This is a genomic window from Cupriavidus sp. DB3, assembly GCF_020418465.1.
In the GTDB taxonomy this organism is placed as follows: Bacteria; Pseudomonadota; Gammaproteobacteria; order Burkholderiales; family Burkholderiaceae; genus Cupriavidus; species Cupriavidus cauae.
The window spans coordinates 626,970-652,846 of the sequence record NZ_JAIZPL010000001.1 but is presented as its reverse complement, the minus strand read 5'-3'; the positions used below and the strand labels follow the sequence as shown (position 1 = coordinate 652,846).

Sequence of the window (25,877 nt, the reverse complement as noted above, 5' to 3'; positions counted from 1 at the left end):
CATTGATGGCGAAGTCGAAGAGGGCGCGCTCCCGCAGGAGGCGGGCAGCGACACGACAGCGGGTTCCTGCAACGAAGTTGCGACGCCGGCGATCGCAAGTCATGCACCTGCAGGGTGCGGGAGATGCTGCGCTCGAGCGTCAGCGCAAGATTGCCCCCGGTCTCCAAGGAAATCAGCAGAGCGAGGGTGACCGCGCCGTCGAAGACCAAGCCGGCCATGTCAAGCGCCGGCTGTGGCTTAGTAGATGTCTTGTCATTCCAGCGTCGCTCGCATGGAACTCCGTCGTGCCGCGATTGTTATCGCAGTATGCCGTTGCCTCAAACGGAAGTACATGGGAGAATCAACGCATATTTATGTTGTTAGCAACGCGAATGCCGACTGTTACCGCTATTCAGTTCACGCAGGATCAAATGCGTACCCTCACCGGGGTGTCGACGGAAACCGTCAGGCATTGGCGCAAGGCCATCCCCTACCTCGCTTCGAAGACGGGGAAAGCGGCCCGCTTTAGCTTCGCCGACTTGCTCGGTTTGTCCGTCACCCAGGCGTTGGTTAGTTCATTGGGCGTTCACATCGGTTCGGTCAGTGTCGGTGTGGATGCGTTGTTCCGGGTGCTCGCCGCAAGCGCGCCACTGATGGAAGGCGCCATCGTGCTGGTCACACCGACCACGGCCAGCCTGCATGGGGCCGATTCGTGGAGCGGCAAAGACGTACTGACGGAACCGACACTGGTGGTTGCGCTCGATCCGTTGATTGCCCGCTTGCAACAACAGGTGTTGCCCGCGATGAGCGCGCCGGCGCAAGCTGCGCTTCCCTTTCCACCCGAAGCCGTACGGAGCCGGGCGTGATATCGGCAACGCTAGAGCACGTTCTTGCGGCAACGGGTTTTCTTCCCGACGGACAACCCGCAGCCGGCCTGCGACTGGGCCGCGATGCCCAGGCTTCCCGGCGCGGCCGCGCCTTCGTGCCGGATGCATCATGGCGTAGCGCCTCGGCGCTAACGGTCTACTTCAAGTTCGAGGCGACTCCCCCGACCGATGACGTTGTCAGCCAATGGCGGCGTGAAGTATGGAACGAAGGATTTTCGCCACTGCTGTGGGTCGTTTCCCCCCAGCGCATCGACTTGTACAACGGCTTTGGTACCCCGCTGCAGGAGGGCGACGCGCAAAAGCACTTGATCGGGCGCTTCGAAACGATCGAAGACTCCCTGCATCGACTGGACGAACTGGCCGGGCGACTGGCGATTGAAACCGGTCAGTTCTGGGCGCAAGTACCGGCGGTGGATCGCAAGACCGGTGTCGACCAGAAGCTGCTTTCGGACCTGGCCTTTCTCGAACGGGATTTGGTCGCCGGCAATCTGGTACGCAGCGCGGCGCAAGCGCTGATCGGACGGGTGATCTTTACCCAATACCTGATTGACCGCGGCATCGTCAGTGCCGCGCGCCTGCGGCGCGTGTGCGGCTACACGGCGCTGCCGGCGATTCTGCGCGACCGCAGTGCTACAACCAAGCTGTTTCAGTGGTTGGCGCAAACCTTTAACGGGGACATGTTCCCGCCGTCGTCGGTGAGAACGACGCCGGCCGCTCAGCATTTGCAGCGCGTCGCCGAGTTCCTCGAAGCGGTCGATCCGCAAACTGGCCAGCTGACATTCTTCCCGTATCAGTTCGACGTCATCCCGGTCGAACTGATCAGTTCGATTTATGAACAGTTCGCGCATGCCGATCCGGACGCGAACGGGCAGAAATCGGAGGCATTGCGCAACGGCGTGCACTACACGCGCCTGTCAGTCGTGTCGCTGATTCTCGACGAGGTCATGGATGGCCTGACGGGACGGGAATCGGTGCTCGATCTGACCTGCGGGTCAGGGGTCTTCCTAGTCGAAGCACTGCGGCGCCTAGTGTATCTGCGCGCCGGTGGCAAACCGCCCACGCGGGAGTTGATTCGCTCCACCCTCTATGGACAAGTGCATGGTGTGGACATCAGCGAAGCCGCGATCCGGGTGGCCGCCTTCAGCCTGTACCTGGCCGCGCTCGAACTCGATCCGGATCCGCAGCCATCACAGTCGCTCAAATTCGAGCCGTTGATTGGCAGAACGTTGCTCGTGGGCGATGCCAGGACCATCGAACGGCAAGGCGACGGCAAGGCGGTGCTAACCACGTCGACGGGGCTCAAGCAGTTCGACCTGATTGTTGGCAATCCCCCCTGGAGCTTCAAGGGACAATCCGGTACGCAGGCACGGCGCCAAGCGATGACCACCGGGGTACCCACGCAGCCGCGGGGAGAGGGCCTGGACTTTGTACTGCGGGCGGCCGAGTTTTCGCATGCGCAGACTCGCTTTGGCGTGATTCTGAGCGCCACGCCGTTCTTCAGCCGCAGTGGCACGGGAATGAAGGCGGCCCACCATGTCATGCGCATGCTGGCGCCGGTGACGCTGGTCAATTTATCGAACTTGTGCAGCTGGCTGTTCGCCACCGCCACGATGCCGGCAGTGGTGCTTTTCGCCCGTCATCGGTCCGAGCAGCGGGCCGATCAGATCACCGTCGTGCAGATTCCATGGACACCCAGCGGCGCGAAAACTCATTCGTTCGAAGTCGCTCCAAGTGACATCCTCAAGCTCACGCTAGGTGAAATCGAAAAGCAGCCCCTGAAGCTCAAAGCGGCCGCGGTGGGGCGTCGCCGGGATCTGATGTTGCTCGATGAGCTGACGATGACGCATGGCAGTCTGGGGGAGCGGCTTGCCGTCCTGAATGCCAAATTCCGAGATGGGCTGACCCAAGGCAAACGGGAAAACTGGACGCTCGATGCCAGCGAGCTCAACGGATTGGGGCTGCTGCAGACCCGTGATATGCGGCACTTCCAGATTGCCGACGGTCTTGCGAGATACCACCATGCCAAGGCGCAACGACCGCGCGCACGCCAAATCTATCGGGCGCCCCTGCTGATCGTCAAGGAGATGCTGCTCGCTCAGCCAAGGGCGATCGTGGCGGTGGCTGAACAGGATCTGATCTTCACCGACGCATTTTTCGCAGCGTCATTGCCTGCGCGCCAGAAGCCGGTGGCCGATCTGCTCGCCATGATTCTGAGTTCCGCATTGGCTTCGTGGTTCTTCAGCCTGACTGCTTCCGAGTTCGGCGTCTACAAGCGAAAGCTGCTGATTCGAGACGTTGAGATGCTGCCGGTGCCGGAGCTCTCGTCCGCCGTCAGTTCGGCCGCAGGCCAGCGGCTTCTGGTGCTCGCACGGGCATTGCGCGAACGCGAAGTCCAGGCCGAAGACTGGAAGGCCTTGGATGATGCCGTGTTCGATTTGTATGAGCTAGGGCAGGCCGACCGCGTAGTGATCCAAGACGGACTATTGCGTGCGGGCTGGCAATGGGAGCAGGGGCGTGAAGCCGCCATGGCGCCATCGGACAGTAACGTGGAAGTGACCTCGTATGCAGGGACCTTCCTGTCCGTCATGGACGCGTGGCTTTCTGTGCGCAAGAAGCGGCATATGCGCGCAGAGATTATCGATCTGCCGAAGGAGGCCGCGCTTCGCGTCGTGCGCTTCATTTTGGAGGAGGGGCCGGGAAAGAGCAGCGTGTCCATGATCCGTCCGGGCGGGAAGTTGCGCGACGTGCTGGCGGGAATCGGCAATCGTCTGCAAGTGAAAATTGCCACGGCAGTCAGTGCCGAGCGAGAACTGCGCGTGCACGGGCGCAACGAGGTGGTCATCATCAAGCCGGCAGCGCGCCGTCACTGGATGGACATTGCCGCATTGGAGGATGCCGATGCCGTTGTGGCGGAGAGTTTTGTAGGGGGGCGCGCTTGAGGATTCCTTATGAGACGTCATCGGCCCTTGGCAGGCAGTTCATCGAACTGGCTCCCGAGGTGGTGGCTGCTATCTTGGTGACGGTGGCAGCAGGTTGGCAGCACGCGTGTGCGGCCGCAGACGTGAACACCGACGCAGGTGAGGTACTGATGACCGAGCGCTTGCGCGATGGCATGCGCCATGCACTGAAGAACTCGCCCTTGCAGTTGGTCGTGCTGCCGGGCACCGAGTCGCGCTCGACGCCCAGCGTGGTGCTGCCGGATGGGCGCACCGACATTCCGCTGGTTTTAATCGAAGTGTTCTTGCGCACGCAGGAGCACGATCCCCATGCCATCATCGAATGCAAGCGGATCGCCGGATCGAATACGCATTTGTGTCGCGAGTACGTGATCGAAGGCGTCGATCGATTCGCTGCCGGCAAGTATGGTGGGAACCACGCGGTCGGTTTCATGGTTGGCTATGTGCTCTCGGGCACCTGTGCAGCGGCGGTGCGCGGCGTCAACGCCTACTTGTCCCGTGTCTCGCGCCACGCGGACCGCCTAGCGCCAGCCATGATCATTGAGGGGCAAACGTGGCAAAGTCGGCATGCGCGAACCCCGCCATCCGAGGCCATCGCCCTACACCACGCGTTTTTGCCCCTGGACCATTGAAGTAAAACGCGGCGAGAGCCTGTGAGGGAGGAAAGAAGTGGGGAATAGCGCATCAGTGCGCATCCCGGCCGCGATCATGGAAGCGGCTAACTTGCGCGTGAATGCGGCCGTTGACGTACGCGGAGAGCACATTGTCATCGAGCCGCTGCGCGAGGCGCAGTACGACCTCGATGGGCTGCAAGCTGGCATCACGCCTGAGAATTTCCATGGGGAGGTGGATTTCGGCCCGCCCATCGGCAAGGAGCCTCCCTGATGGGTGCGGCCACTAGCCGATCATGCTGGTGAATCGGCAGCGCGCAAGCTCAACACGCGGTTGCGGCCGGCGCGCTTGGCCCGGTACAACGCCTCGTCGGCTGCACGAAAGAACGCCCGCAGGTCCGGATAGACGGGCGATGCGCTACCATTGCCTTCAGTCACCACGCCAACGCTGACGCTGATTCGGCCAAAGGGGCTTCCCGCGTTCTCTATGCCGAGCGCAAGCACCGACGCCCGTACGGCTTCTGCGATGGCCGCTGCGCGCGCCGCGTCAGTGCCGGGCAGCAACACGGCAAATTCCTCCCCGCCATAGCGGCCCGCGTAGTCGCCCGCACGGCGCAACTGCTGGCGAACGCATTTGCCCACGGCGGCGAGCGCATCATCGCCAGCCACATGGCCGTAGCGGTCGTTGAACTGCTTGAAATAGTCCACGTCGATCATCAACAGCGACAGCGGCCGCACCTCGCGCCGGCTGCGGCGCCATTCGCGGTCGGCGATTTCATCCAGGGCGCGGCGGCTGCCCAGGCCGGTCAAGCCGTCAGTGTCCGCCAGCCAGCGCAGGTGCGCTTCGACCGCGAGGCGTCGCCGCCATTGCCGTGCCAGCGAGATGGCCAGTGTCACGATGGCCAGGTTCATCGCCATCACCAGCCCGGCAAACCACCACGCTCGCGTGCGCCAGACGGCCAGCACGTCGTCCATCGCACGCCCCACCACAATCGTCAGCGGAAAACCATCGACCCGGCGGAAGCTGTACAGGCGCCGTATGCCGTCGACTGTGCCTGCCGCAATCAGTTCGCCATGCGGTTCACGAAGCATGGGGGCAAACGCGGGCGTGGTCGGCACCGTGCGGCCGATCAGGCTGGCATCCAGGGGCCGGCGCATGAGGATGGTGCCGTCATGGCGCATCAACGCCAGCGCGCCGCCTTCGCCCAGGGCCACGCCAGCGAACAGCTTGCGGAAATACTCCAGCCGCAGCGTGCTGGCCACGATGCCCGCGAATTGGCCGTCGGGGCCCGGCACGCGCAGACTCAGTGCGATCGATGTCGGGTTGTCGGGGACTAAGCGAGGCTGGAACGGCCGGCTCAAGTAGACCGCGGACTGCCCCAGGTCTCGTTGCGCGATGAAGTAGTCGCGATCGGCCAGGTTCACCGCGCGCGGCGGCCAGTGCCGGGAATCGAGGATCAGGCGCCCTTGTGCGTCGGCCACCAGCAGTGCGCCGATGTCTTCGCCTTCGTTGAACGCACCGAACAGCACGCGCTGGCGCAGCGACGGGGCCAACGCCATGACGGCCGGATTGCGCATGGCATCGAGCGCATGGCGCATCGAGGCCTCGTGCAACTGGAGGTTGCGCGCGATGCTGCGCTCCAGAGTCAAAGCAAGATTGGCTGACGCCTCCCGGGCGCTGGCGAGCGCGTCCCGGCGCATCTGCAGGAGTGCGGTGGCTGTCAGCGCCGTGATCGCGGCCACCAGCATCAAGGCAAGCGGGACCATCAACGCGGCCGGCGAAAAGCGGGCAGCCGTCATCGGCTGCGGCGGCAAGGGGGCAATGGCGGTGTCTGGAGCTGAGGTCATCGTTGTCGTCCGCGGGTTGCCCATTCGCTACACCGTAGCCATGGGCGGCAAATCCACGCTCGCTCGTCGGATTGGCGTTGTGCCTTCGCGCTCGCCAGGTAGCGCTCGAGCAGGGCGATACGGGCATGCAAGCGCCACAGCACGCTGTTCGCATGCGCCACACAAATGCGGCCAGGGCGCCAGCGTTGCCTGAATAGGCGACGGCGTTGTGCGGCCGCCTGCGTGTGCAGCAGGAGCAGAGTTGCCTCAAGTCGGGCCAGATTCATTGCGCGGGACAGTGTGGTTTTCCCGACGCCGATTATGTACCGTCTCTGGCACTTTATGGCGACTGGACTCTACAATCGCTGCCGTGCCCACTTTCATGTGTGCGATGACCGACCGAGCCGACGACCCGTTGATTGCCGCCCTCTACCATGTACCAGAAGGCTGGATGGTGGCGGAAGTACAAGGCAGCCGGGTCTTGCAACTGGGCCCGTTGCCCACCGAACCGATGCCGACCGATCTGATCGCGGCGATATTTCCCGACGCCCCGGTGTTGCACCTGGAGCCAGCGCCGGCGCCGTTGGAGGACGCCGTGCTGCTGCAGCGCCTGACAGCACACTCAGGCCCCTTTTCGGACCGTCGCTAGCGCGCCGTGTTCACCGGACGATCGATTTCGCCGGATTCCCGACCCGGCGTAGCGCCCGCTGCGGCGGGCGTCTTTTTCAGCGGTGGTGTTCGGTCAAGGCCGAGGACTGCCATGACTAGATACAAATAAGACATGTCCCAGCGCCCTCACGGCTCGCCCACAGGATGCCTCCATCGTCAACGTTTCGGCGGGGCATAATGGCGCGCAACGCCGGATTCTTCCCGTTATGCGCGGTGCCGGACCAGGGCGTGGCGTGGCGTTACGGCATTTCCCTATAATCAACCAGGACATCAAGTGGCCGAAGACAACAATGACGCGAGCGCACAGCAGCGGGCCGAAGACGCCGCGGCGCAAAACCGCTCGTTGACCATTCCTGTTGATGGGCCGTTGAGCGTGACGCTGAAAGGTGACCGCGTCGACATCAATATCGTCATGGGCGTCTCTGGCCAGGTGGAGGGGCTGCCCACCGTGTTGAGCTTGACGCCGCAGGCCTCAGGCCAATTGATTGGCTGCATCAAAAAGGCGCTCGATGAGGGGCTGATGACGTTCACCTTAGGCGGAGCTACCCCACTGCAGTGAACCGGGCGCGGCCGTGCACGGCTTGGCTGGATCGCTGAGACTCTGTTACCTTCTTCGCCTTAGGTGCGTCGCGGGCTGCCGTCACCGGCGAAGCAGCTGCCGGTTATTGTGCGCAGCGCTAAGCCCGGTCGCTTGCAACGTGACGACCGTCGGAGGAAAAATGGCCATCACGAGAGCCTTCAAGTATGGCGACGCGTTCGCGGTTTGTATTCCGGCCGCGCTTGCATACGAGGATACGGATATCGAACTGGAGATCGAGCGCATCGGCGACGAATTGCGGATCCGACCTGCACGGCGCTCGCTTGCCGGTGTCGTGCAGAAGTTCGCCAGTTTTTCCCCTGACGGATTGCCATACGAACGCGACGACCAGGAGCAGGCCGATCGCCAAGCCCCGTCATGACGGCCTTGAGCTGGCGCAAAAAAAAGCGCGAGCTTTCTGGGAGCGTCGCGCCAATGTCCGCATTGGGGTGCGGGCGGGGGAATTCTGCCATCGAATGGAGCCGTCAGCAATCCTAGTGGGCGCTGCAGTCCGTGAGCCCACGGGCTTGGCCAAAGACCCAGTCGACAAGTGCGCCAAAGGGCCAGTCGGCATTCTTATTTTGCCTTCGGTCGAGCCGCACGCGGGACACGCAATGCGATCACCGGCTCGAGCGGCAAGATTTGCTCGCACGCTCCTCAGTCGAACACAAAATCGGTCATCTGCATTCTCCCCGATGCGCCACTGCTTGAATCGGGCCGCATTGCGTCGCTAACCCAGTTCCACGCGCGGTCCTACAGCAATGCCCGCCGGGTTGCACCTACATCGAGCTTGGCCATCCGGCTGGCGACCTTGCCTACCGACACGCCGTTGCACCGAGCGGTTTCGATGAGCCGCTGGTGGCGCGCGCATGACACCGTGGCTTGGCCAGACAACAATGGGCGTGGGCGCACACTCGATGCGCGGCGTTCGTCAAGTAAAGTGACTGCTGTAGCCACGGTCGGTTTACGTGTTGGGGCACTAGTGCCTCCTCGACCGTGGCCCTGTTGGTCCCCGCTTGGGACTAGTCTCCTCCGCTATGCTGCCCTCTCGGGCTACCCGCTTGCCCGTGCAGTGGGCGGTCTACGCTGAAGGGCTGATAGTCGGCAATGTGGAAATGGCGTTCAAGCAGCTGTCGCATCTCGTCGACGGCCGCTGTCTGGACGTGCCACATCTGGGTGCAAAGGCGGATCAGCTCATCATGGCGCCGGTCCGCCCCGGTGATACATGCGTTCAACGGTTGGAGCAACGTGTAGTGATGGCGGCTGAAGACTTCCAGAAAAACATGGTCGAATTGCCTACCGGGTTGCGCGTTGTCCAAAAAAGCCAGCATTTGCTGCTGTTCCTGTCGCACACGAGGTTCATAGTCGATGCCGTACCATTGCCGCAACAACACGCGCAGATGTGCGATCTCTTCGCGCTGCGAGCGATTCTCCATCCTCGCCATTGACTTCACTTCATCAAGGGAAGACTTCGGGCGGGTGACCGGGTAGCCAGGCGTTGGCGACGTGCCTTCGTCGGGCGTAAGGTTGCCGGTGCGTTGTGGGTCGGTACCTGCCGCCAACTCCGTCATCCGCAATGCGGAATAGTGATGGTCAATAATCAATTGAATCAGTCGGACTTCGAAGCCCGCAGTGATCCCTCTGCCCGGCTGCGACCCGTGGGACAGCGGAGGGATCAATGCCATCACCAAGCCCAGACCGATTGCCCTTATAGCAACTCGACGAGCGAGATAGTCGCTCAGTTGGAATAGCGGTGATTGGCTGTCCCGGAGGGACTCGTTAGCGTTTTGCGTCGACATTTCCATTCTCCGGGTACAGGGTTCACTTCACTGAGGATTGGCCGGGGCGCAAGCAACCGCGCATTCCGGAACCGGATGCCAATAGCCGGTTCGTTTTACCGCTATTTCCTCTGCTCCAGCCATTGGTCGATCTTTCTGATATCGCGTTGAGACTCCTTGATGATATCGTCGGCCATCCTTTTCATCTCAGGCGATTTACCCTTTTCCGCTTCCGTTCTCGCCATATCGATCGCCATCTGATGGTGCATCTTCATCATGTTTGCGAAGTCGCGATCTATGTCACCGGTCGACTGCATCGACATCATGTTGTTCATGCCAGGCGCCATCGAACGGTGCATGTCCTGATCGCCTCCTCCACCACCCATGGTGTGACCATGATGGCCGTCAGCGTGTTGGGCGGACACAGACGGTAGACCGACGACGAGGGTAGCGCTGGCGGCCGCGATGGTGGCAAGCACTTTGCCTGCGAGAGTACGCATGCTCGAACTCCTCTTGAAGGATATGGCGCTCCAAAGTCGGCTCGTGGTGCCGCGAGAAGCCGCAAGCGCGGGCCAATGCCATCAGTAGAAAATTGAGTCTGGTGTACAGCGGCAACGCATTCCGCGGCCGTGGTCGCATGCGAGCGCCGGGCTGCGACTGTTCGTGATAGTGGCGGCCAGGTAGGCGGACTCACAGCAAGGCCCGTGCCGCCACCAGTGGAGTTGACTCGCGTAGCCTCCTTGCAGCCTCATTCGGCCAACGGCAGCGTGCCGATCGATGGCACAAATCCGGTCGACACCGCCATTGCGGCCGCGGGGAGAGGAAGGGGACGGAAGCGCGGGCTCGGAAGCGCTGTGTTCCCACCCGGGCGTCGCGGCGTTGGCGTTGCCGTCAAGCGCAAGATTACTGCGCTGTAATCGTCGTGCAAGGCAACTTCTGCAGGATGTGCCAGCGCTTGCAATTTTCACCGACAAGGTGCGGGCCGAGGGAACACGTGTTAGGTGGCTTGTCGCCGTCAGCCACGACGGAGTCAACGCACTGTGCTGGGACCGTGCTTGTGAAGACATGCCGGTCCATATTTTGCTGCGGCGGGTAGCGGCGCCGACGGCGGCGCCATCACTTCAAGGAGTCCATCATGCCGCATCAGAACTATCAGGACTGTATCGACCAGTGCAACGCCTGTGCAGTTGCATGCGATCATTGCGCAGCCTCATGCCTGAGTGAGGCCAATGTGCAAGAGATGGCCGAGTGCATTCGCCTGGATCGCGATTGCGCTGCGATTTGCCAGCTGGCCAGTGCTTATATGGCGCGCGGAAGCCGCTTCGCCAAGGATATCTGTGCACTGTGCGCGAGCATCTGCGAAGCGTGCGGTGCCGAGTGCGAGCGACATGCGGCCCAGCACTGCAAGGACTGCGCGCAGGCGTGCCGGCGTTGCGCCCAAGCATGCCGCGCGATGGTGTAGCGCGAGCCGCAGCAGGACAAGCTCCTGGCGGCCTAGGGTGGCGCGCTGCTCTCTACCATGATGGTCAGTCGAGTGGATTATCGAATGGCAATGTCGTTGTCATCCAAGCCGGATCGCCCGTGGTGGGGAAAAAATCCGAAGCCGCTTCTCAATCCTGCGGCAGTCGAGATGACAACGCCATTGCGTCTAGCCTGGCGAGCCAACTCACCGGACGGACAAGTTCCCATCAGTTGGCGCGTCACCAGTTCATTGGCCTCGCATGTCGACCACTGTCGCTTGACCGGCCACCTTGTCAAACACTACCTGCACCGCGTCGCCTTCCTTGAAGTTGCGCAAGGCGGCGCGATCCTTGACCGGAAAGGTCATGGTCATGGCCGGCATGGCCAAATGCTCGATGGGGCCGTGCTTGAGGGTAACTTTGCCGGCTTGCGCATCGATTTTCTTGATCTCTGCTGCGACGGGCCGGGCCGCAGCTTGTGAGCTGCCCGGTGCCGTCATATCCATGCCGTCGACGCCGCCGGCGGCAAACACGGTTGGCGTGAGCGCAATAGCGAGGGTGGCGGCAAGCATCTTGATGTGCGTCATGGCGTTTTCTCCTGAGAGGTAAAAGTGGGAGATAAGGTGCCGCGGCCGATCTGGCGGCGGCGAATCAGCAAATACACGGCCGGTACCAGGAACATGGACAACAGCGGGGCCGTCACCATGCCCCCGACCATCGGCGCAGCAATGCGCTGCATTACTTCGGAGCCGGTGCCGTGCGACCACATGATCGGAATCAGGCCGGCTAGAATGACGGCCACCGTCATTGCCTTTGGCCGTACGCGCAGCACCGCGCCTTCCTGGATCGCATCGAGCAGCGCTGCCAAGCTTGCATCGCTGTTTTCCAGGCGGTCTTGCCAGGCGTGCTTCAGGTACAGCAGCATGATGACGCCGAATTCCGCCGCGACCCCGGCGAGCGCGATAAAGCCGACCACACCGGCCACGGACAGGTTGTAGTCGAGCAGATAGAGCAGCCAAAATCCGCCGATCAACGCCAGCGGCAAGGTAGCCATGATGAGGAACGCTTCGTCGAGGCGGCCGAAGATCAGGTACAGCAACACGAAGATGATCAGCAGCGTGAATGGGACCACCACTTTCAGCTTTGCTGTCGCGCGCTCGAGGTACTCGAATTGTCCGGACCAACTCAGAGAGTAACCGGCCGGCATCGGCACGGCTCTCACTACCGCCGCCTGCATATCGCGCACGGCTGAGCGCAAGTCTCGCCCCCGGATATCGACGTAGACCCACCCCGAGAGCCTGGCGTTCTCACTGCGCAGCATGGGGGGGCCTTGCACGACGTCAAGTCGGGCAACGTCCGCGAGGGTAATCTGCAGCCCCTTGTCGGTCACGATGGGCAGACGCCGTAATTGGTCGATGGAATCGCGATAGTCCCGCGGATAACGCACGTTAATCGGGAACCGAGCGAGACCATCGATCACCTCGCCGACATTCTCGCCGCCGATGGCCGATGACACGACGGCCTGGACGTCCTCGATGTTCATGCCGTAGCGGCCGGCGGCGAGCCGGTCGATATTGACGTCGATATAGCGGCCACCGGTCAACCGCTCAGCCAACGCCGACGTGACACCTGGGACCTCTTTGACTACCTCTTCTATGCGGTTTGCCAACCGGTCGATTTCCTTCAGGTCGGTGCCTGCCACCTTGATGCCGACGGGGCTCTTGATGCCCGTGGCCAGCATGTCGATCCGATTGCGGATGGGCGGCACCCAGATGTTGGACAAGCCAGGTACCTTGACCACTCGGTCGAGCTCCTCGACCAGCTTGTCGGTGGTCATGCCCGGGCGCCATTGATCCCGCGGCTTGAACTGGATGGTGGTCTCGAACATCTCGATGGGTGCTGGATCCGTTGCGGTGTCGGCCCGACCGGCCTTGCCAAATACGGTAGCGACCTCGGGAACGGTTTTGATGAGCCGATCGGTTTGCTGCAACAGCTGCGCCGCCTTGCCTGCCGACAAGCCCGGTAACGCCGAGGGCATGTACAGCAGATCGCCTTCATCGAGCGGCGGCATGAACTCGCCACCGATCCGCATGATGGGCCAGGCGGTCGCCAGCAGCAGCGCCGCGGCGATCGCGACCGTGACCTTGGGATACGCAAGGACTTTGGCCAGCACGGGCCGATAAGCGCGGATCAACCAGCGGTTCAGAGGGTTGGCCTGTTCCAACGGGATCCTGCCACGAATCATGTATCCCATCAGGACCGGCACGAGCGTCACAGACAGACCCGCGGCGGCGGCCATGGAATAGGTCTTGGTGAACGCAAGCGGCGAGAAGAGCCGGCCTTCCTGCGCCTCCAGTGTGAATACCGGAATGAACGAGAGCGTGATGATCAACAGGGAAAAGAAAAGGGCGGGCCCAACTTCTGCCGCCGACTCGCCGATGATGCGCCAGCGCTGCTGGGAATCTGGTTCGCGTTGCGGATGGTCGGCATGCCAGTGCTCCAGATGTTTGTGAGCATTCTCGATCATCACTACCGCGGCATCGACCATCGCGCCGATGGCGATGGCGATGCCGCCCAGCGACATGATGTTGGCATTTACGCCCTGGTAGCGCATTACCACGAATGCGGCCAGCACGCCCAGCGGCAGCGAGACAATCGCCACCAGCGCGGAGCGCAGATGGAACAGAAATACCAGGCAGACCAGCGCTACCACCACGAACTCCTCAATCAGCTTGGTGGTGAGGTTGTCGATCGCACGCTGGATCAGTGAGGAACGATCGTATGTGGTGACTATTTCCACGCCGGTAGGCAGGCTCTCTTGCAAGGTGGCGAGCTTGGCTTTGACCGCCTCGATGGTTTCCAACGCGTTCTTGCCGGAGCGCAGCACGACGATGCCGGCCGCCACTTCGCCTTGACCATCGAGTTCGGCGATGCCGCGGCGCATCTCTGGCCCCATCTGAATGATGGCGACATCGCCTAAGCGCACCGCGATGCCGGCCTCGGTTGTTGCCAGCGGGATTTGATGAAAGTCGTCCAGCGTTTTGAGGTAACCGCTTGCTCGTACCATGTACTCGGCTTCGCCCAACTCCAGCACTGAGCCGCCGGCTTCCTGGTTCGCTCCTTTAAGGGCAGTGAGCACCTTGGCTTGCGACAGGTTGTAGGCGCGCAGCCGGTCCGGCAGCAGGACGATCTGAAATTGCTTGACCATGCCGCCAAGGGAGGCGACTTCCGCGACATTCGGCAGCGACTTGAGCTCGAAGCGCAGGAACCAGTCCTGCAAGGCCCGTAGCTGACTGAGGTCGTGCCGGCCAGCCTTGTCGACTAGCGCGTACTCGTAGATCCATCCCACGCCGGTCGCATCGGGCCCTAGCGCGGGCTTGGCGGCAGCGGGAAGCCGGGATTGCGCCTGATTCAGGTATTCGAGGACGCGCGAGCGGGCCCAGTATAGGTCGGTGCCATCTTCGAACAGCACGTAGACATAAGAGTCGCCGAAGAACGAATACCCGCGCACAGTCTTGGCGCCCGGCACCGACAGCATGGTGGTGGTCAGCGGATAGGTGACCTGATTCTCGACGATTTGCGGCGCTTGGCCCGGAAACGGCGTGCGGATGATGACCTGCACATCGGACAGGTCGGGCAGTGCATCCAACGGCGTATTCCGGACGGCCCACAGGCCCCAGGCGGTCAGCATGACTGTGGCGAGCAGGACCAGGAAGCGATGGCGGATCGAACCGAGTATGAGTCGTGTGATCATCGTCGCGCTCCCGTATCGGCAGTGGCAGCCTCCACCGACGACAAGGTCGCCACGCCTTCGTCGTTTAAGCGGAAGCGGAAGCGAACGCGATCCCCCGGCTTGAAGCCTGTTAGCATGCCGGTGGATGGCGCGGCAAATTCCATCGTCATCGGCCCCCAATTTGCCGAGGGAATCGGCCCATGGGAAATGGTCATGCCATCGGCACTAATCGCCTCGACCCGCCCTACGCCCTGATGTTCCGGACTGGGGGCCTGGGTGGCGACTGCCGCCGACGCGTCCGCGGCAGGTGCCGCCATGCGTTGTGCGGTGCCACGCAGGCTCGCTTCCGAGTCGAGCAGAAACTGGCCCGAAACGACTACTTTCTGACCGGCTTGCAGTCCGGCAAGGATCTCGGCTTGGCCACCGGCTGCGGCACCGGCGGTCACTTCGACGGGCTGGAACTCACCCGAATCGAGTTGCACCATTACGAAGGTATGTGTGCCGGTGCGAATCAGCGCTTCGACTGGTATCAGCAAGCGCTCCGGCCCGGCCGGCGCGTCGAAGCGCACCGACACGAACATGCCGGGCAAGAGCTGACGCGCCTTGTTCGGCAATTCGATACGAACCTTGACCGTGCGGGTCCCCATGCTGATGTCCGGCAGGATTGCGTCCACCTTGCCTGCCAACGTCTGGCCTGGCAGGGCGGCGGCCGTGGCCGACACCATCTGACCTGGCCGCAGGAACGCCGCTTGGCTCTCTGGCACCTCTGCCAGTACCCAAACGGTGGCAAGACTTGCAATACGAAACAGAGTCGTTCCCGGTGAGACCGTCATGCCGTCGCGTACGCCGACTTCGGTAACGATGCCGCCGAGCGAGCTGGTGACCGTCAGCCGTGGCTGCAATTTACCGGTGCTTTGGACCAAGCGGATATGGCCTTCGCTCATGCCGGCCTGGCGCATGCGAGCGATGGCAGCCTCGCGCAGATCGTTCGACAAAGTTCCGGTCATGCGACTGACCGCCAGATACTCTTCCTGGGCCGCTATCCATTCGGGCGCATAGATTTGCGCCAATGCCTGGCCCTTTCGCACGGTGTCCAGCGTCGTTCTGGCATATGTGCGCTCGATAAAGCCGGTCGCACGGGCCTGGATCACTTCGATCCCGCGCTCATTGATCGCGACATTGCCTGGCACTTGCAGGGTCGACTCCAGGCGGCCGGTCTTGACCTCGGCGGTTCGAATACCGAGGTTCTGCGCTACGCGGCTGTCGATGGTCACTGCCGCGCTGCCACCTGCTTCCTCATATACCGGGGCCAACGGCATGTCCATAAACGGCGATTTGCCGGGCTTGTCAAAGCGCTGGCCTGGCACCATCGGATCGTGCCAATAGAGAATGCGCTTGCCGGACTTCGGGTCGATATCGCCGGCCTTTTGACTGGGCTCGTCAGCTGGTGCAGCCGGCGCCGATGGTGCCCCGTGGCGCCCCTGCCGATGGCCGAGGAAATAGGCGCCAACAAGGCTCGCGGTCACCACTAGCGTTGCGACGGCTCGTGCAAGCGTGGCCCTTGTCATGGTTCGACTCCTTGTGGCGACGACGATTGAGCGGCGACCGGCACGGGCATCACGAAGGCAAGTTCGGCCCACAGCCGCGCGGCGGCGGCTTCGAGCTTGAGGCGCTCCAGCGAGACGTTCAGGGCTCGGCGGCTGGCGTCGGCGACCGCCGTCAGGCTTGCCGCGCCGGCGCGGTAGGCCGTGAGCGCGGCGTCGGTCTGCGCGCTCGCCAGTGGCATGGTGGTGTCCCGATAGCGTGCCAGCCGGGTCTGAGCGACGGCCAGCTCCGCCTGCTTGCCGCGCAACTGTCCTACCAGACCGCGACGTATCGACTCGGCCTGCGCACGGGCCGCATTTGCTTGCGCCAGCTTCGCGGCCAACTCGCGGTCCTGTCGCTGTCGCTGGTCCCAGGGCAGCGGCAACGAGACGTTCACCGAGACCATGTTTGAATAGGCCGGGCCGCGCTGGCTGTACATCAGCTCGACGCTGACGTCAGGAATCTTGTTCTCGCGCGCGACACGCCCTTCTGCTTCGGCGACGCCGACCTGCGCGTCGGCGGCCGCCACTTCGGGCAGCTGCGCGATGTCCGCCTCGTCCAGCCCGCTGAGCCATGCCGGCGCTTCGAGCGCGGGAGGCTCGGCCAGGGGCAACTGCGCCGCATCTCCGACCCAGCGTCGGAGCATCGCGCGAGACGCGGCAACGGTCGCGCGGGCCTCATCCTGGCGATCCTGCAGTTGCTGCAGTTCGAGCTCGGCAGCGAGGATGTCAGCGCGTGATCCACGATTGCCGCGATAGGCGGCACGTGCGGCCTCGATCATCAACTCGATGGATTGGGACTGCTCGGTAAGCACACGGTACACATGTTCGGCGTACCAGCGATCCAGCCAGGCCGTCGCGGCTCCACGCTGCACGGCTGCGAGCGCGGCGGTCCGTTGCGCCTCAGCGAACGACGCCTCGGCCTCGAAACGCCGAGCCCGCGCTTCGCGCTTGGCCGAGCGCGTGAATTCCTGCATCAGGCTGATCGACCGCATGGTCATCGATTCGGTCCCGAGAGTGAACCGGTCACGACCGTCCGCGGGCACGTTGTTGATCCCGACCTTCAAGACGGGGTCGGGCAATTGCCGGCCCGCCACTGCCATCTCAATGGCGGATTGCACCGCAGATCGGGAAGTCTCTGCATCGGTCGACCGTGACGACGCAACCGCAATGGCGTCGTGCAACGACAGCGCCGCGGCGGGCTGAGCCCAAGCTCGGTGGGCCGTGGTTAGCAGTACGATGGCGAACGCCAAACGGCGCCCGCAGGCAACAGAGAAGCGAAAACGCATAATGCCTCCGCAAAGCAACGATCACCCTGACCGCTTGAGTCAGGGCACGACAACTGGCGTTGCTTCGGAGGCTACGTTCGGAAACAGCAGTTCAGGATTGGCAGGGAGCGCGGTGGTCCGCGCGGGGCCGCCACGCTCGTCGCCATATGAAGGGTAAATATCGGCGATTGGACTGGCTCAACGACCTTGACCAGGACGGGCTGAAACGCAGGGATATGAGGGCTGGAGTGGTCGGTTGTCTTGGAGCCCAGTTGGCAGTGTTCCAGGCACAAACCGTTGTACGGATCCGCATGGTCGGTCTCGGCTGCCATCTCCGGGCACGACTCAGTCATGGTTGCCATGTCTTTCAGTGCATAGCGGCTGCCGGCACAGGCGTAGGCGGCCGCTGCCAGCTGCACTGTCAGGAAGGCGAACAACAAGAGGGCGGCAAACCAGGGCCGGCGGAATGCGATACGCATGTGAAGGACTTAGCTGACCGCGATGTTAGCAGCGTTTGCCGGCTCCCGGCACAGTGCGTTAGCGGCTGAGGCGGCAGGCCTGGACGGCGCGCGTGGTGCGGTGTATGCGACCGGATTACGAGGATGTAATCCTTGAGTAACGCTTCGGTGAGGCGGCGGTATCTACCATGGTGCTCAAGGGGTCTTCCCACCAGGTCAATGGAGAGCATCATGAAAACCAAAACCACCGCGCTCGCTGCGCTATCGCTGTTCGTGCTGCTGAGCACTTCGTCGGCATGGAGCGTAGACAAGGCCAGAACGAACGCGGGCGACGACTGGGCCGAACATGTCCAGCGGCAAGCTTCCAGCCAAACACCGGCTGCAACTTCCGCACAACAGGTAGTGAGGGGGGCGGCGACCACTACCGCCTTAGGACCGCACGCAATGCTGTTCGGCAGCCCAGCCTCGCCCAACACCGCATCACGGGTCGTTACCCTTACGCCCGGCCTGAAGTCCGTGAACGTGGCCTCGGGTGACACGGTTACGTTCAAGTCCGGTACGCAAGAATTGGCGTGGGCGTTTGCCGAGTTCGTTCACGGCAGCACGGTCGATCTCGCCGATCTATTCCCGGCGTTGCCCAATGCCAAGGGCGTGCGCATTTATATCGAACGTAGTCGCGTCTTTATCGGTGGCTGACAGCTGCGCGCCGTAACGATGCGCAAGATGACATGCTTGTAATGTCGCTGTCAGACCGCGGTTCAGTGCCGAAGGCTAGACTGAATTCATCGGCTCTTCGCCGCCCCGTTTCAGAAGGAGAACATCATGTTGACGTTGAAGAGAAGCGCTGTTGTGGCATTGACGGTTGCCACGCTTGGCAGCATCGCCGGCATCGCCCATGCTGGCGTGAGCGCGGCGCGCGACCCTTATACCGAAGGGGCGCATGCAATGGGAACGCGCGACGTATATTCGGACGGCGGCCATACCGTTGGCGCACGCGATCCCTTCAGCGATGGCGCGCATGCAGCCGGTGAGCGCGACACCTACACGGACGGTGTCTGACCCGGCTGCAACAGGCCGTCGATACTAAAGGGGCTTTCGACACAGACGCCCGGTATCGCGTGTCGCTAGCGCGACGCCGGGCATCACCCGTGTCCCAGCGCGAGGCGTGAAGGCGCAGGCTACCGAGGTTGTCAAGCAGCCCGCTGCCGGCACGCGTTTCGCGATCTGCAGCATGGCGCAACGCCGGCTATGTCGGCTTCGCTCACCGGTCTTGATCCGGAGCGGATCGCTTGACTTTCCCACGATTGGAACGTGTATGCTGACCTTTTCATGGTCAGCCCGTTCCTGCGCCCGGTTCACCCGGCGCTCTGCGAAGTGGCGCCGCGCGGAATGGCCGGCCGAAGCCCCCGCGTATTGGGGTGCGGACAAGCAGCAAAAATTGCCACTGTAAAGGGCATCAGTTCTGACAGTGCGTCTGACATCGCTACGATAACAATGGAGGCAGTCGATGAAGGAAGCCGGCGGCGGACACCAGCACGGTAAGAATGGGCACCACGAGCACAGTGCTTGCCACGCTGCTCATACGAAGCCCGCGACGCCCGATAGCGGCCACGACGAACTCCGTCATCATCATGGCACCCATCAGCCCACGATGCATGGCCGCGTGCGCGGGGACGAAACTCATTCGTTGAAGGACCCCGTCTGCGGTATGGCGGTGTCACCTGATACCAAATTCCGTCTCGATTACGCCGGCAAGGCTTACTACTTCTGTAGCGCTTCATGCCAGCACAAATTCGCGGCGGAGCCGAGCCGGTACGCTGGCGGGCCGGTCAAGGCACAGGTCGAAGCCGCTCCGCCAGGAACCATCTACACCTGCCCCATGCACCCGGAGATCCGTCAGGATCATCCCGGCTACTGCCCCAAATGCGGCATGGCGCTGGAGCCGTTACTGCCCGATCTTGATGAGGACGAGAACCCGGAACTGGTGGACTTTCGGCGCCGTTTCTGGTGGACACTGCCGTTGACCGTCATCACGGTCGTACTGGCGATGTTCGGGCATCGCCTCGGGTGGATGCTACCGTCGACGCAGAGTTGGGTCGAACTGATCCTGTCGACTCCCGTGGTGCTATGGGCGGGCCGACCATTCTTTCAGCGCTGCGTGCAGTCGTTCGTCCATCGCAGCCCCAATATGTGGACCTTGATCGGTCTCGGCACTGGGGCGGCCTATCTGTACAGCGTAGTGGCCACCGTCGCACCGGAGGTCTTCCCCGCGGCGTTTGCCGCCCATGGCCGAATCGGTGTGTACTTCGAAGCGGCAGCGGTCATCATTTCCTTGACGCTACTGGGGCAGTTGCTCGAGCTCAAGGCGCGCTCGCAAACATCGGCGGCGATCAAGTCGCTGCTCGGCCTGGCACCCAAGACGGCGCGCCGCATTCAGGCCGACGGCAGCGAGGAAGATGTCCCGCTGACCCATGTGCACGTCGGTGATCTGCTGCGCGTGCGACCCGGCGAGAAGGTACCGGTCGACGGGGTGGTCACCGAAGGAGCGAGTTCGGTGGACGAATCGATGATCACGGGCGAGCCGATGCCGGTGACCAAGCGCGTGGGCGACCGCGTGATTGGCGCGACGATGAATGCGTCCGGCAGCCTAGTGATCCGATCGGAAAAGGTTGGTTCGCAAACGGTGCTGTCACAGATCGTACAGATGGTGGCGCAAGCGCAACGGTCGAAGGCGCCGATGCAACGCATGGCGGATCGGGTAGCCGGCGTATTCGTGCTGGCCGTGATCGGCGTCGCCCTCCTTACCTTCTTCGCCTGGGGCCTGCTGGGGCCGCAGCCGAGCTGGGTATTCGGCTTGATCAATGCCGTGGCCGTGCTGATCATTGCCTGCCCATGCGCACTAGGTCTGGCCACTCCCATGTCAATCATGGTCGCGAGCGGCAAGGGGGCGACCAACGGCGTGTTGTTCCGTGATGCGGCGGCGATCGAGAATCTGCGCAAGGTCACTACGCTGATCGTCGACAAGACCGGCACGCTGACCGAGGGACGGCCCGCATTCGAGCGTGCCATCGGCGCGAACGGCCACGCCGATGACGAGGTTCTGCTCCTGGCGGCGAGCCTGGATCAAGGCAGTGAGCATCCCCTGGCTGCGGCTTTGGTGGAGGCTGCCCGCGCGCGCGGTCTGCCGCTGGAGAAGGCCGAAGATTTCGAGTCGAGCACCGGCATCGGTGTGCGCGGCAGGGTCGCAGGCAAAAATGTCGCCGTCGGCAATACCGCGCTGATGCAAGCCGATGGCATTGCAGTCGATGCGCTGCAGGAACAAGCTGACGCCCTGCGCGCTCAAGGCGCCAGCGTCATGTATCTGGCGGTCGATGGGCGGCTTGCCGGCCTGATGGCGGTATCCGATCCGGTCAAGGGATCGACAGCCGAAGCGCTGGTGAGCCTCAAGACCGAGGGCATCCAGGTAATCATGGCGACCGGTGACGGCGTCGCTACTGCAAAGGCGGTGGCAGCAAAGCTCGACATTGCGGAGGTGTACGGCGAAGTCAAGCCGGCAGATAAACTCGATCTGGTGACTCGACTGCAGCAGAGCGGCGCTGTCGTGGCGATGGCTGGCGACGGCATCAACGATGCCCCCGCGCTGGCCAAAGCCGATGTCGGCATCGCCATGGGGACGGGTACCGATGTCGCCATGCACAGCGCGCAAGTGACCTTGGTCAAGGGCGACCTGCGGGGCATTGCAAGGGCAAGGGCGCTGTCCGAAGCGACCATCCGCAATATGAAGCAAAACCTGGGCTTCGCGTTCATCTACAACGCGCTCGGCGTACCGTTGGCGGCTGGAGTCCTGTATCCGCTTACCGGGTGGCTGCTCTCGCCTATGATTGCCGCGCTGGCGATGAGTCTGAGCTCAGCGTCCGTGATTTCAAACGCATTGCGGCTACGCCAGACCGATATCTGAGCGGCGTCTACACGTCGCCCTGGCTAGCTGTTGCACTGTTTTCTTGGGAGTATCGATGAAACGTATTTTGACGATCGCCGCATTGCTGGCCGTGTCTGCCAGCACTTACGCTGCATCGCCAGCGCTGACGGTCTACAAGGACCCCAACTGCGGATGCTGCGAAGCGTGGGTCAAGCATGTCAACCAGGCGGGATTCCGCATCAAGGTGATCGACTCCTCCGACGTTGCGACGCTGAAGGCCAAGCTCGGTGTCCCGGCACACTTGGCCTCTTGTCATACCGCCGTCATCGATGGCGGCGGGCAGGTGGTCGAGGGACATGTCCCTGCAGCGGCGGTCCGGAAATTGGCGGCCACGCCCGCGTTGAAAGGCGTGGCGGTCCCCGGCATGCCGGCCAACTCGCCCGGCATGGGCAAGATGGACGGCAACCTCGTGACCGTCGATTTTTCGGGCAGACCGTTTTCGAAGGACTAGTGCCCGCATAGGCGGTGCCTGAGGTGCTGTTCGCCGCCCGACATGGAACAGTCAGAACGATCGCGCTGGCGCATCGCCGCGTGGCTGGCGTTGGGTGCGGCCGCCGCCGTCGCGGTCGCCCTGCAGACCAAGCGGTACCTCGAAACACCTGTCCCTGATACAGGACCATCCGCAGGACCGCAGCTGCGCATCGACGCGTCCGACGCGGTACAGGTGGCGCGCGGCAGGCAGCTCTATGCACAGGCCTGCGCCTCGTGCCACGGCGCCCAGCTCGAAGGCCAGCCAAATTGGCGCCAGCGGCTTCCCGATGGCCGCATGCCTGCGCCACCGCACGATGCTTCCGGCCATACTTGGCACCATGCAGACGCCGTACTGTTCGCGATCACCAAGCATGGGCTGGTACCCGGTGTCACTGCGCCCCCAGGCTATCAAAGCGATATGCCGGCGTTCGGCACCTCGATGACCGATGATGACATCGTGGCCGTGCTGGCCTACATCAAGAGCACATGGCCGGACAACAAGGCTGCGGCGCAGCGCGAGGTCACTGACCAGCATGCCAAGCCACGGTAGCGGCGCCCCACGCGGCTTGGCCTGCGGGCAGTTGCCGCGCTCAGTGTCGAGGCGCGTTGCGCCATTTATCTGACGGCGATCTTTCCGGTCATGCCGGCCTCAAAATGACCGGGTACCAGGCAAGCGAAGTCGACCATCCCGGCTCGATCAAAGTGCCAGATCAGGATGCCTTGCTGGCCGGGTGCGAGCGTGATCTGATTCCGGCCGGCATGCTTGTCCGCAGGCCTGATGCGCATCAGTTCCGCGTGTGCCTGCAAGTCGTTAGCCGTGCCGATGACCATTTCATGTTCGAGCTTGCCGTCATTGCGCACGACGAAACGCACCGTTTCGCCCGCCTTGACGGTAATCGTCTCGGGCGTAAAGCGCATCGTGTCGTGCATCGCTACCTTCACAGTGCGCGATACCTTGCCGGGGTCGCCCGGACGTCCTGCCTGGGCTGCGTCGACGCCGCCATGAGGAGCGTGGCTGTCTTCCGCGCCGGCCGCAGCGGCCAGCATGGGCCACAAGCTCAGCGCCAACAATAGTGGTTTTACTGTCTTCATGACGGTTCCTTTGCGGTGAACAGAGGCAGGAGGCCCTTGCCTGATCGACTGGCGGTGCTATGCGCCAACAGGCGACAGAATCCCCAGCGAAGCCACCAAGGCGAGAATCAGGGCGGCGGCACTGGTTTCCATCATCAGACTGCGTCGCAGAGACCGCACTGCTCCAGCGTGGTCGCCGCTTCGCATGGCGCGCTCGAGCCGCGGGCTCAAATGAAAGCGATTGGCCGCGGCGAGCACCAGCATCGCACCGAACAGCGCCAGCTTTATCGCGAGCAGCCCGCCGTAGGACGCCAGTGACAGCACTGGCCACTCTGGGCCGACGATCAATCCATAGTTCACGGCGCCGGTGATTGTCAGCGTAACGACGACGAGCGTGCCGATTTGTGCAAATCCGTTAGAAGTGCGGCTCAGCACAGCCACGTTGCCAGGGGCGCCCCACATGCGCGACAACAAGACGAAGGCGATGAGCGCGCCGACCCACGCCCCGGCGGCGATCAAATGGGCGATATCGGAGGCGAGATGGACGTAGCGGCGAACGCCATCGTCCATGGCGCCGTGACCGCCCCAGGCCAAGGTCGACAACGCTACGCCCCCCGCCGCAGAGAGGATCGCAAACTGCAGTTTCGGCCACCGGCGGCCAAACAACGCGATCGCCACGCAGAGGAACAGGGCAACGAGCCGCACTGCCCAAGCTGCGCCGAAGTCGGTGCCCGTCACGATCATCTCGAAGACATGGCTTTGCAGCTCGGTGTATGCCGAGGCGCCGGTCATGGCTTTGGCCATGACGGCGATATTGGCCAATGAAATCAAGACACCGATCGCTCCGAGCGCAGCACAGATCGCGACAAAGCTGGTAGCAATTCGTGACGACACCTCGTCACGACGCAAAGCGTACAGCCCAAACAGCGGCAGGCCGAACAGCGTCGCCAAATCGACATAGAGTGCGAAGCGCACCGCAACCGTTGCCAAGTCCATCTGCGGATTATTTGACCGTGAAAGCGATATTGCCGTTGATCGGGTGCGTGTCGGACGACACGGCACGCCACTCCACGCGGTAGTTGCCCGGCGCCAGCGTCTGGGTCGGCGTAATCACCATTGTCTTCGGATCGTCGCTGCCCGATACCTTGGCGGCGACCTTCATCGGCGCATGGTTGGCCATCCCGGGCATTCCGGTCATGACGAGATTGGCGCCGGAGAACTGTGCGACCAGGTTCTCGGAGAATTTGAGCTCGATCTTCTGCGGAGCCGAGACTTCGGCCTTGTCAGCCGGCGTCGACGAGACGAGCTTGGGATGGGCGAGGGCGGCAGAACTGGCTACCACGGCAACGATCACGAGCGCTGCACGGATCGGGAAGCGGAGGGCTTGCATAGTGAACTCCAAGGAAGAGCGTGAGTTGAAAGACTGGGCTAGAACCACATCCGAACACCGGCGACAAAGCGCGTCTCGCCACTACGGCCGCCGGAGGCACGCACCATATCCGCGGTGTCGCCAAAGGTCTGATACCGTTCCACGCCGATGTACGGGGCAAACTGGCGGTTGAACTCGTAACGCAGACGCACGCCTACTGCGCCGCTGGAAAGCCCGCTGCCAATACCGATTTCTCGGTCGCTCTTGCCGTACAGGTTGGTCTCGATTCGGGGTTGCAGGATCAGACGCTGCGTAATCAGCAGCTCGTACTCGGCCGACAGGCGCAGTGCGGTGCGTCCCTCCGTGCCGAGATAGCCGGTGGCATCGATCTCGAACCAGTACGGTGCTAAGCCTTGCACGCCGAATGCCAGCCAATTGCGCGTCGGTCGTCCGTATCCGGCATCGTTGCGGATACCGAGCTGGGTGTCCCAGTAGGTCGAGATGGCATGACCCCAGAGCAGCTCCGTGCGAGCCTCGTGGATCTTGCGCTTTTCTGCCTCGCCCTCTGCCTTGATGACGAACCGATTGTATGTGCCGCCGATCCACGCCTGTGCCTCGTAGGCAGCGGCATTGCTCTCGCTGCCTTTGGCCCATTCGAGCCGGTCCACCAGCACCGAGGCAAACACATGCTCGTCTGCCATGTGGAGCGACCGAGTTGGCCCCAACGCGTATTTGCCGACCCCCAATCGGTACCCGCCGGAATACGCATGCGGGTCACGCGCGTCAGGCGGGGCGCTGCCCCCCTGCATCTGCATGTCTCCATGGTCCATGTCGGCTTGACCATGATCCATGCCCCCCATCTGGCTGGCGTCCATAGGCTGCATCGTGCCGTGGTTCATGCCCTGCATCTGGCCGTGGTCCATGCCTTGCATCTGGCCGTGGTCCATGCCTTGCATCTGGCCGTGGTCCATGCCCTGCATTTGGTTATGGTCCATGCCCTGCATCTGGCTATGGTCCATGCCGCCCGGTTTGGCAGGCGATGCCGACGCTCCAACCGACTTCGCTTCCTTGGAGAGGCTGGTCGAAGTCGAGTCCGCCTGGGGATCCGCCGTGTGGGCGTGCTGGCCCCACGCGGCGCTCATGCCTGCGGTCGCGAATAGGGTGACCAGTATGGTGCTTGTTCTTTTGTACATGCTCGTA

General features: G+C 62.8%; 25 protein-coding genes. 13 read left to right on the top strand and 12 right to left on the bottom strand.

The annotated features are described in order from the left end of the window. Positions 1–101 precede the first annotated feature (101 nt). The 4 genes from K7G19_RS02760 to K7G19_RS02745 are packed head-to-tail and all read left to right on the top strand — an operon-like array spanning position 102 to position 4,708. Positions 102–845, top strand: coding sequence for a hypothetical protein (locus K7G19_RS02760; protein ID WP_223819829.1), 744 nt, complete (start codon positions 102–104; stop codon positions 843–845). Then, positions 842–3,805, top strand: a complete 2,964-nt coding sequence (locus K7G19_RS02755; protein ID WP_150084670.1) for a class I SAM-dependent DNA methyltransferase — start codon at positions 842–844, stop codon at positions 3,803–3,805. Before K7G19_RS02760 ends, K7G19_RS02755 begins: the two co-directional genes overlap by 4 nt. Beyond that, positions 3,802–4,455 (top strand): hypothetical protein, encoded by a 654-nt coding sequence (locus tag K7G19_RS02750; protein WP_223819830.1) that lies wholly within the window; start codon positions 3,802–3,804, stop codon positions 4,453–4,455. Before K7G19_RS02755 ends, K7G19_RS02750 begins: the two co-directional genes overlap by 4 nt. Before the next feature lie 37 nt (positions 4,456–4,492). After that, positions 4,493–4,708, top strand: a complete 216-nt coding sequence (locus K7G19_RS02745; RefSeq protein WP_116359806.1) for a PbsX family transcriptional regulator — start codon at positions 4,493–4,495, stop codon at positions 4,706–4,708. 20 nt (positions 4,709–4,728) lie between these two features. On the opposite strand, the gene K7G19_RS02740 is transcribed toward K7G19_RS02745, so the two are convergent. Further along, positions 4,729–6,282: a diguanylate cyclase gene (locus tag K7G19_RS02740; RefSeq protein WP_223819832.1), complete on the bottom strand. Its 1,554-nt coding sequence runs from the start codon at positions 6,280–6,282 to the stop codon at positions 4,729–4,731. Between the two features lie 370 nt (positions 6,283–6,652). Here K7G19_RS02740 and K7G19_RS02735 point away from each other — a divergent pair, with 370 nt between their 5' ends. The 3 genes from K7G19_RS02735 to K7G19_RS02725 all read left to right on the top strand — a co-directional run bounded on the left by K7G19_RS02735 (position 6,653) and on the right by K7G19_RS02725 (position 7,889). Continuing rightward, complete coding sequence (locus tag K7G19_RS02735; RefSeq protein ID WP_147310448.1) at positions 6,653–6,910, top strand: hypothetical protein; 258 nt, start codon at positions 6,653–6,655, stop codon at positions 6,908–6,910. A gap of 294 nt (positions 6,911–7,204) precedes the next feature. Further along, on the top strand, positions 7,205–7,489 hold the full coding sequence (locus tag K7G19_RS02730) for a hypothetical protein (protein ID WP_116359808.1): 285 nt from the start codon (positions 7,205–7,207) through the stop codon (positions 7,487–7,489). 160 nt (positions 7,490–7,649) lie between these two features. Then, a complete protein-coding gene (locus K7G19_RS02725; protein ID WP_116359809.1) occupies positions 7,650–7,889 on the top strand; it encodes an AbrB family transcriptional regulator in 240 nt (79 codons plus the stop codon). 640 nt (positions 7,890–8,529) lie between these two features. Here the strand turns inward: K7G19_RS02725 and K7G19_RS02720 are convergent. Beyond that, positions 8,530–9,306 carry a DUF305 domain-containing protein gene (locus K7G19_RS02720; RefSeq protein ID WP_223819833.1) on the bottom strand — a complete coding sequence of 259 codons (777 nt, stop codon included), beginning with the start codon at positions 9,304–9,306 and terminating at the stop codon, positions 8,530–8,532. A gap of 101 nt (positions 9,307–9,407) precedes the next feature. Further along, positions 9,408–9,785 (bottom strand): DUF305 domain-containing protein, encoded by a 378-nt coding sequence (locus tag K7G19_RS02715; RefSeq protein WP_149319992.1) that lies wholly within the window; start codon positions 9,783–9,785, stop codon positions 9,408–9,410. A gap of 635 nt (positions 9,786–10,420) precedes the next feature. Between K7G19_RS02715 and K7G19_RS02710 the strand changes: the two genes are divergently transcribed. Beyond that, positions 10,421–10,747 carry a four-helix bundle copper-binding protein gene (locus tag K7G19_RS02710; protein ID WP_149319993.1) on the top strand — a complete coding sequence of 109 codons (327 nt, stop codon included), beginning with the start codon at positions 10,421–10,423 and terminating at the stop codon, positions 10,745–10,747. A 246-nt stretch (positions 10,748–10,993) separates the two neighbouring features. Here K7G19_RS02710 and K7G19_RS02705 read toward each other — a convergent pair whose 3' ends face one another. From K7G19_RS02705 to K7G19_RS02685, 5 genes are all read right to left on the bottom strand, one after another. After that, positions 10,994–11,332: a copper-binding protein gene (locus tag K7G19_RS02705; RefSeq protein WP_149319994.1), complete on the bottom strand. Its 339-nt coding sequence runs from the start codon at positions 11,330–11,332 to the stop codon at positions 10,994–10,996. Beyond that, positions 11,329–14,499 carry an efflux RND transporter permease subunit gene (locus K7G19_RS02700; protein ID WP_149319995.1) on the bottom strand — a complete coding sequence of 1,057 codons (3,171 nt, stop codon included), beginning with the start codon at positions 14,497–14,499 and terminating at the stop codon, positions 11,329–11,331. The genes K7G19_RS02705 and K7G19_RS02700 overlap by 4 nt, the downstream gene beginning before the upstream one ends. Continuing rightward, positions 14,496–16,046 carry an efflux RND transporter periplasmic adaptor subunit gene (locus K7G19_RS02695; protein ID WP_226105645.1) on the bottom strand — a complete coding sequence of 517 codons (1,551 nt, stop codon included), beginning with the start codon at positions 16,044–16,046 and terminating at the stop codon, positions 14,496–14,498. The genes K7G19_RS02700 and K7G19_RS02695 overlap by 4 nt, the downstream gene beginning before the upstream one ends. Beyond that, positions 16,043–17,350 carry a TolC family protein gene (locus tag K7G19_RS02690; RefSeq protein WP_226105644.1) on the bottom strand — a complete coding sequence of 436 codons (1,308 nt, stop codon included), beginning with the start codon at positions 17,348–17,350 and terminating at the stop codon, positions 16,043–16,045. The genes K7G19_RS02695 and K7G19_RS02690 overlap by 4 nt, the downstream gene beginning before the upstream one ends. Positions 17,351–17,421: 71 nt before the next feature. After that, positions 17,422–17,808: a copper resistance protein gene (locus K7G19_RS02685; RefSeq protein ID WP_149319998.1), complete on the bottom strand. Its 387-nt coding sequence runs from the start codon at positions 17,806–17,808 to the stop codon at positions 17,422–17,424. A gap of 210 nt (positions 17,809–18,018) precedes the next feature. Between K7G19_RS02685 and K7G19_RS02680 the strand changes: the two genes are divergently transcribed. From K7G19_RS02680 to K7G19_RS02660, 5 genes are all read left to right on the top strand, one after another. After that, positions 18,019–18,483 (top strand): CzcE family metal-binding protein, encoded by a 465-nt coding sequence (locus K7G19_RS02680; protein WP_187829305.1) that lies wholly within the window; start codon positions 18,019–18,021, stop codon positions 18,481–18,483. A gap of 126 nt (positions 18,484–18,609) precedes the next feature. Then, on the top strand, positions 18,610–18,846 hold the full coding sequence (locus K7G19_RS02675) for a hypothetical protein (protein ID WP_149320000.1): 237 nt from the start codon (positions 18,610–18,612) through the stop codon (positions 18,844–18,846). Between the two features lie 592 nt (positions 18,847–19,438). Continuing rightward, a complete protein-coding gene (locus K7G19_RS02670; RefSeq protein WP_149320085.1) occupies positions 19,439–21,745 on the top strand; it encodes a heavy metal translocating P-type ATPase in 2,307 nt (768 codons plus the stop codon). 55 nt (positions 21,746–21,800) lie between these two features. Further along, on the top strand, positions 21,801–22,217 hold the full coding sequence (locus K7G19_RS02665) for a DUF411 domain-containing protein (protein ID WP_149320001.1): 417 nt from the start codon (positions 21,801–21,803) through the stop codon (positions 22,215–22,217). A gap of 42 nt (positions 22,218–22,259) precedes the next feature. Further along, the gene (locus K7G19_RS02660) at positions 22,260–22,787 is read left to right on the top strand and encodes a cytochrome c (protein ID WP_149320002.1); all 528 of its coding nucleotides are present in this window, start codon (positions 22,260–22,262) and stop codon (positions 22,785–22,787) included. Positions 22,788–22,852: 65 nt separating this feature from the next. On the opposite strand, the gene K7G19_RS02655 is transcribed toward K7G19_RS02660, so the two are convergent. Genes K7G19_RS02655 through K7G19_RS02640 form a run of 4 tightly spaced genes read right to left on the bottom strand, consistent with a single transcriptional unit; the run spans position 22,853 to position 25,870 of the window. After that, positions 22,853–23,329, bottom strand: coding sequence for a plastocyanin/azurin family copper-binding protein (locus tag K7G19_RS02655; RefSeq protein ID WP_149320003.1), 477 nt, complete (start codon positions 23,327–23,329; stop codon positions 22,853–22,855). 57 nt (positions 23,330–23,386) lie between these two features. Next, entirely contained in the window at positions 23,387–24,304 is a 918-nt protein-coding gene (copD, locus tag K7G19_RS02650; protein WP_149320004.1) for a copper homeostasis membrane protein CopD, read from the bottom strand. Positions 24,305–24,311: 7 nt separating this feature from the next. After that, on the bottom strand, positions 24,312–24,698 hold the full coding sequence (gene copC, locus K7G19_RS02645; protein ID WP_149320005.1) for a copper homeostasis periplasmic binding protein CopC: 387 nt from the start codon (positions 24,696–24,698) through the stop codon (positions 24,312–24,314). Positions 24,699–24,736: 38 nt separating this feature from the next. Next, entirely contained in the window at positions 24,737–25,870 is a 1,134-nt protein-coding gene (locus K7G19_RS02640; RefSeq protein ID WP_370639469.1) for a copper resistance protein B, read from the bottom strand. Positions 25,871–25,877 lie beyond the last annotated feature (7 nt).

Bases quoted from the DNA above. Each gene is read 5' to 3' on its own strand.
- K7G19_RS02760 (WP_223819829.1), top strand. From the start codon at position 102: ATGCACCTGCAGGGTGCGGGAGATGCTGCGCTCGAGCGTCAGCGCAAG.
- K7G19_RS02740 (WP_223819832.1), bottom strand. From the start codon at position 6,282: ATGACCTCAGCTCCAGACACCGCCATTGCCCCCTTGCCGCCGCAGCCG.
- K7G19_RS02735 (WP_147310448.1), top strand. From the start codon at position 6,653: ATGACCGACCGAGCCGACGACCCGTTGATTGCCGCCCTCTACCATGTA.
- K7G19_RS02725 (WP_116359809.1), top strand. From the start codon at position 7,650: ATGGCCATCACGAGAGCCTTCAAGTATGGCGACGCGTTCGCGGTTTGT.
- K7G19_RS02720 (WP_223819833.1), bottom strand. From the start codon at position 9,306: ATGTCGACGCAAAACGCTAACGAGTCCCTCCGGGACAGCCAATCACCG.
- K7G19_RS02715 (WP_149319992.1), bottom strand. From the start codon at position 9,785: ATGCGTACTCTCGCAGGCAAAGTGCTTGCCACCATCGCGGCCGCCAGC.
- K7G19_RS02710 (WP_149319993.1), top strand. From the start codon at position 10,421: ATGCCGCATCAGAACTATCAGGACTGTATCGACCAGTGCAACGCCTGT.
- K7G19_RS02705 (WP_149319994.1), bottom strand. From the start codon at position 11,332: ATGACGCACATCAAGATGCTTGCCGCCACCCTCGCTATTGCGCTCACG.
- K7G19_RS02700 (WP_149319995.1), bottom strand. From the start codon at position 14,499: ATGATCACACGACTCATACTCGGTTCGATCCGCCATCGCTTCCTGGTC.
- K7G19_RS02695 (WP_226105645.1), bottom strand. From the start codon at position 16,046: ATGACAAGGGCCACGCTTGCACGAGCCGTCGCAACGCTAGTGGTGACC.
- K7G19_RS02690 (WP_226105644.1), bottom strand. From the start codon at position 17,350: ATGCGTTTTCGCTTCTCTGTTGCCTGCGGGCGCCGTTTGGCGTTCGCC.
- K7G19_RS02685 (WP_149319998.1), bottom strand. From the start codon at position 17,808: ATGCGTATCGCATTCCGCCGGCCCTGGTTTGCCGCCCTCTTGTTGTTC.
- K7G19_RS02680 (WP_187829305.1), top strand. From the start codon at position 18,019: ATGAAAACCAAAACCACCGCGCTCGCTGCGCTATCGCTGTTCGTGCTG.
- K7G19_RS02675 (WP_149320000.1), top strand. From the start codon at position 18,610: ATGTTGACGTTGAAGAGAAGCGCTGTTGTGGCATTGACGGTTGCCACG.
- K7G19_RS02670 (WP_149320085.1), top strand. From the start codon at position 19,439: ATGCATGGCCGCGTGCGCGGGGACGAAACTCATTCGTTGAAGGACCCC.
- K7G19_RS02665 (WP_149320001.1), top strand. From the start codon at position 21,801: ATGAAACGTATTTTGACGATCGCCGCATTGCTGGCCGTGTCTGCCAGC.
- K7G19_RS02660 (WP_149320002.1), top strand. From the start codon at position 22,260: ATGGAACAGTCAGAACGATCGCGCTGGCGCATCGCCGCGTGGCTGGCG.
- K7G19_RS02655 (WP_149320003.1), bottom strand. From the start codon at position 23,329: ATGAAGACAGTAAAACCACTATTGTTGGCGCTGAGCTTGTGGCCCATG.
- copD (WP_149320004.1), bottom strand. From the start codon at position 24,304: ATGGACTTGGCAACGGTTGCGGTGCGCTTCGCACTCTATGTCGATTTG.
- copC (WP_149320005.1), bottom strand. From the start codon at position 24,698: ATGCAAGCCCTCCGCTTCCCGATCCGTGCAGCGCTCGTGATCGTTGCC.
- K7G19_RS02640 (WP_370639469.1), bottom strand. From the start codon at position 25,870: ATGTACAAAAGAACAAGCACCATACTGGTCACCCTATTCGCGACCGCA.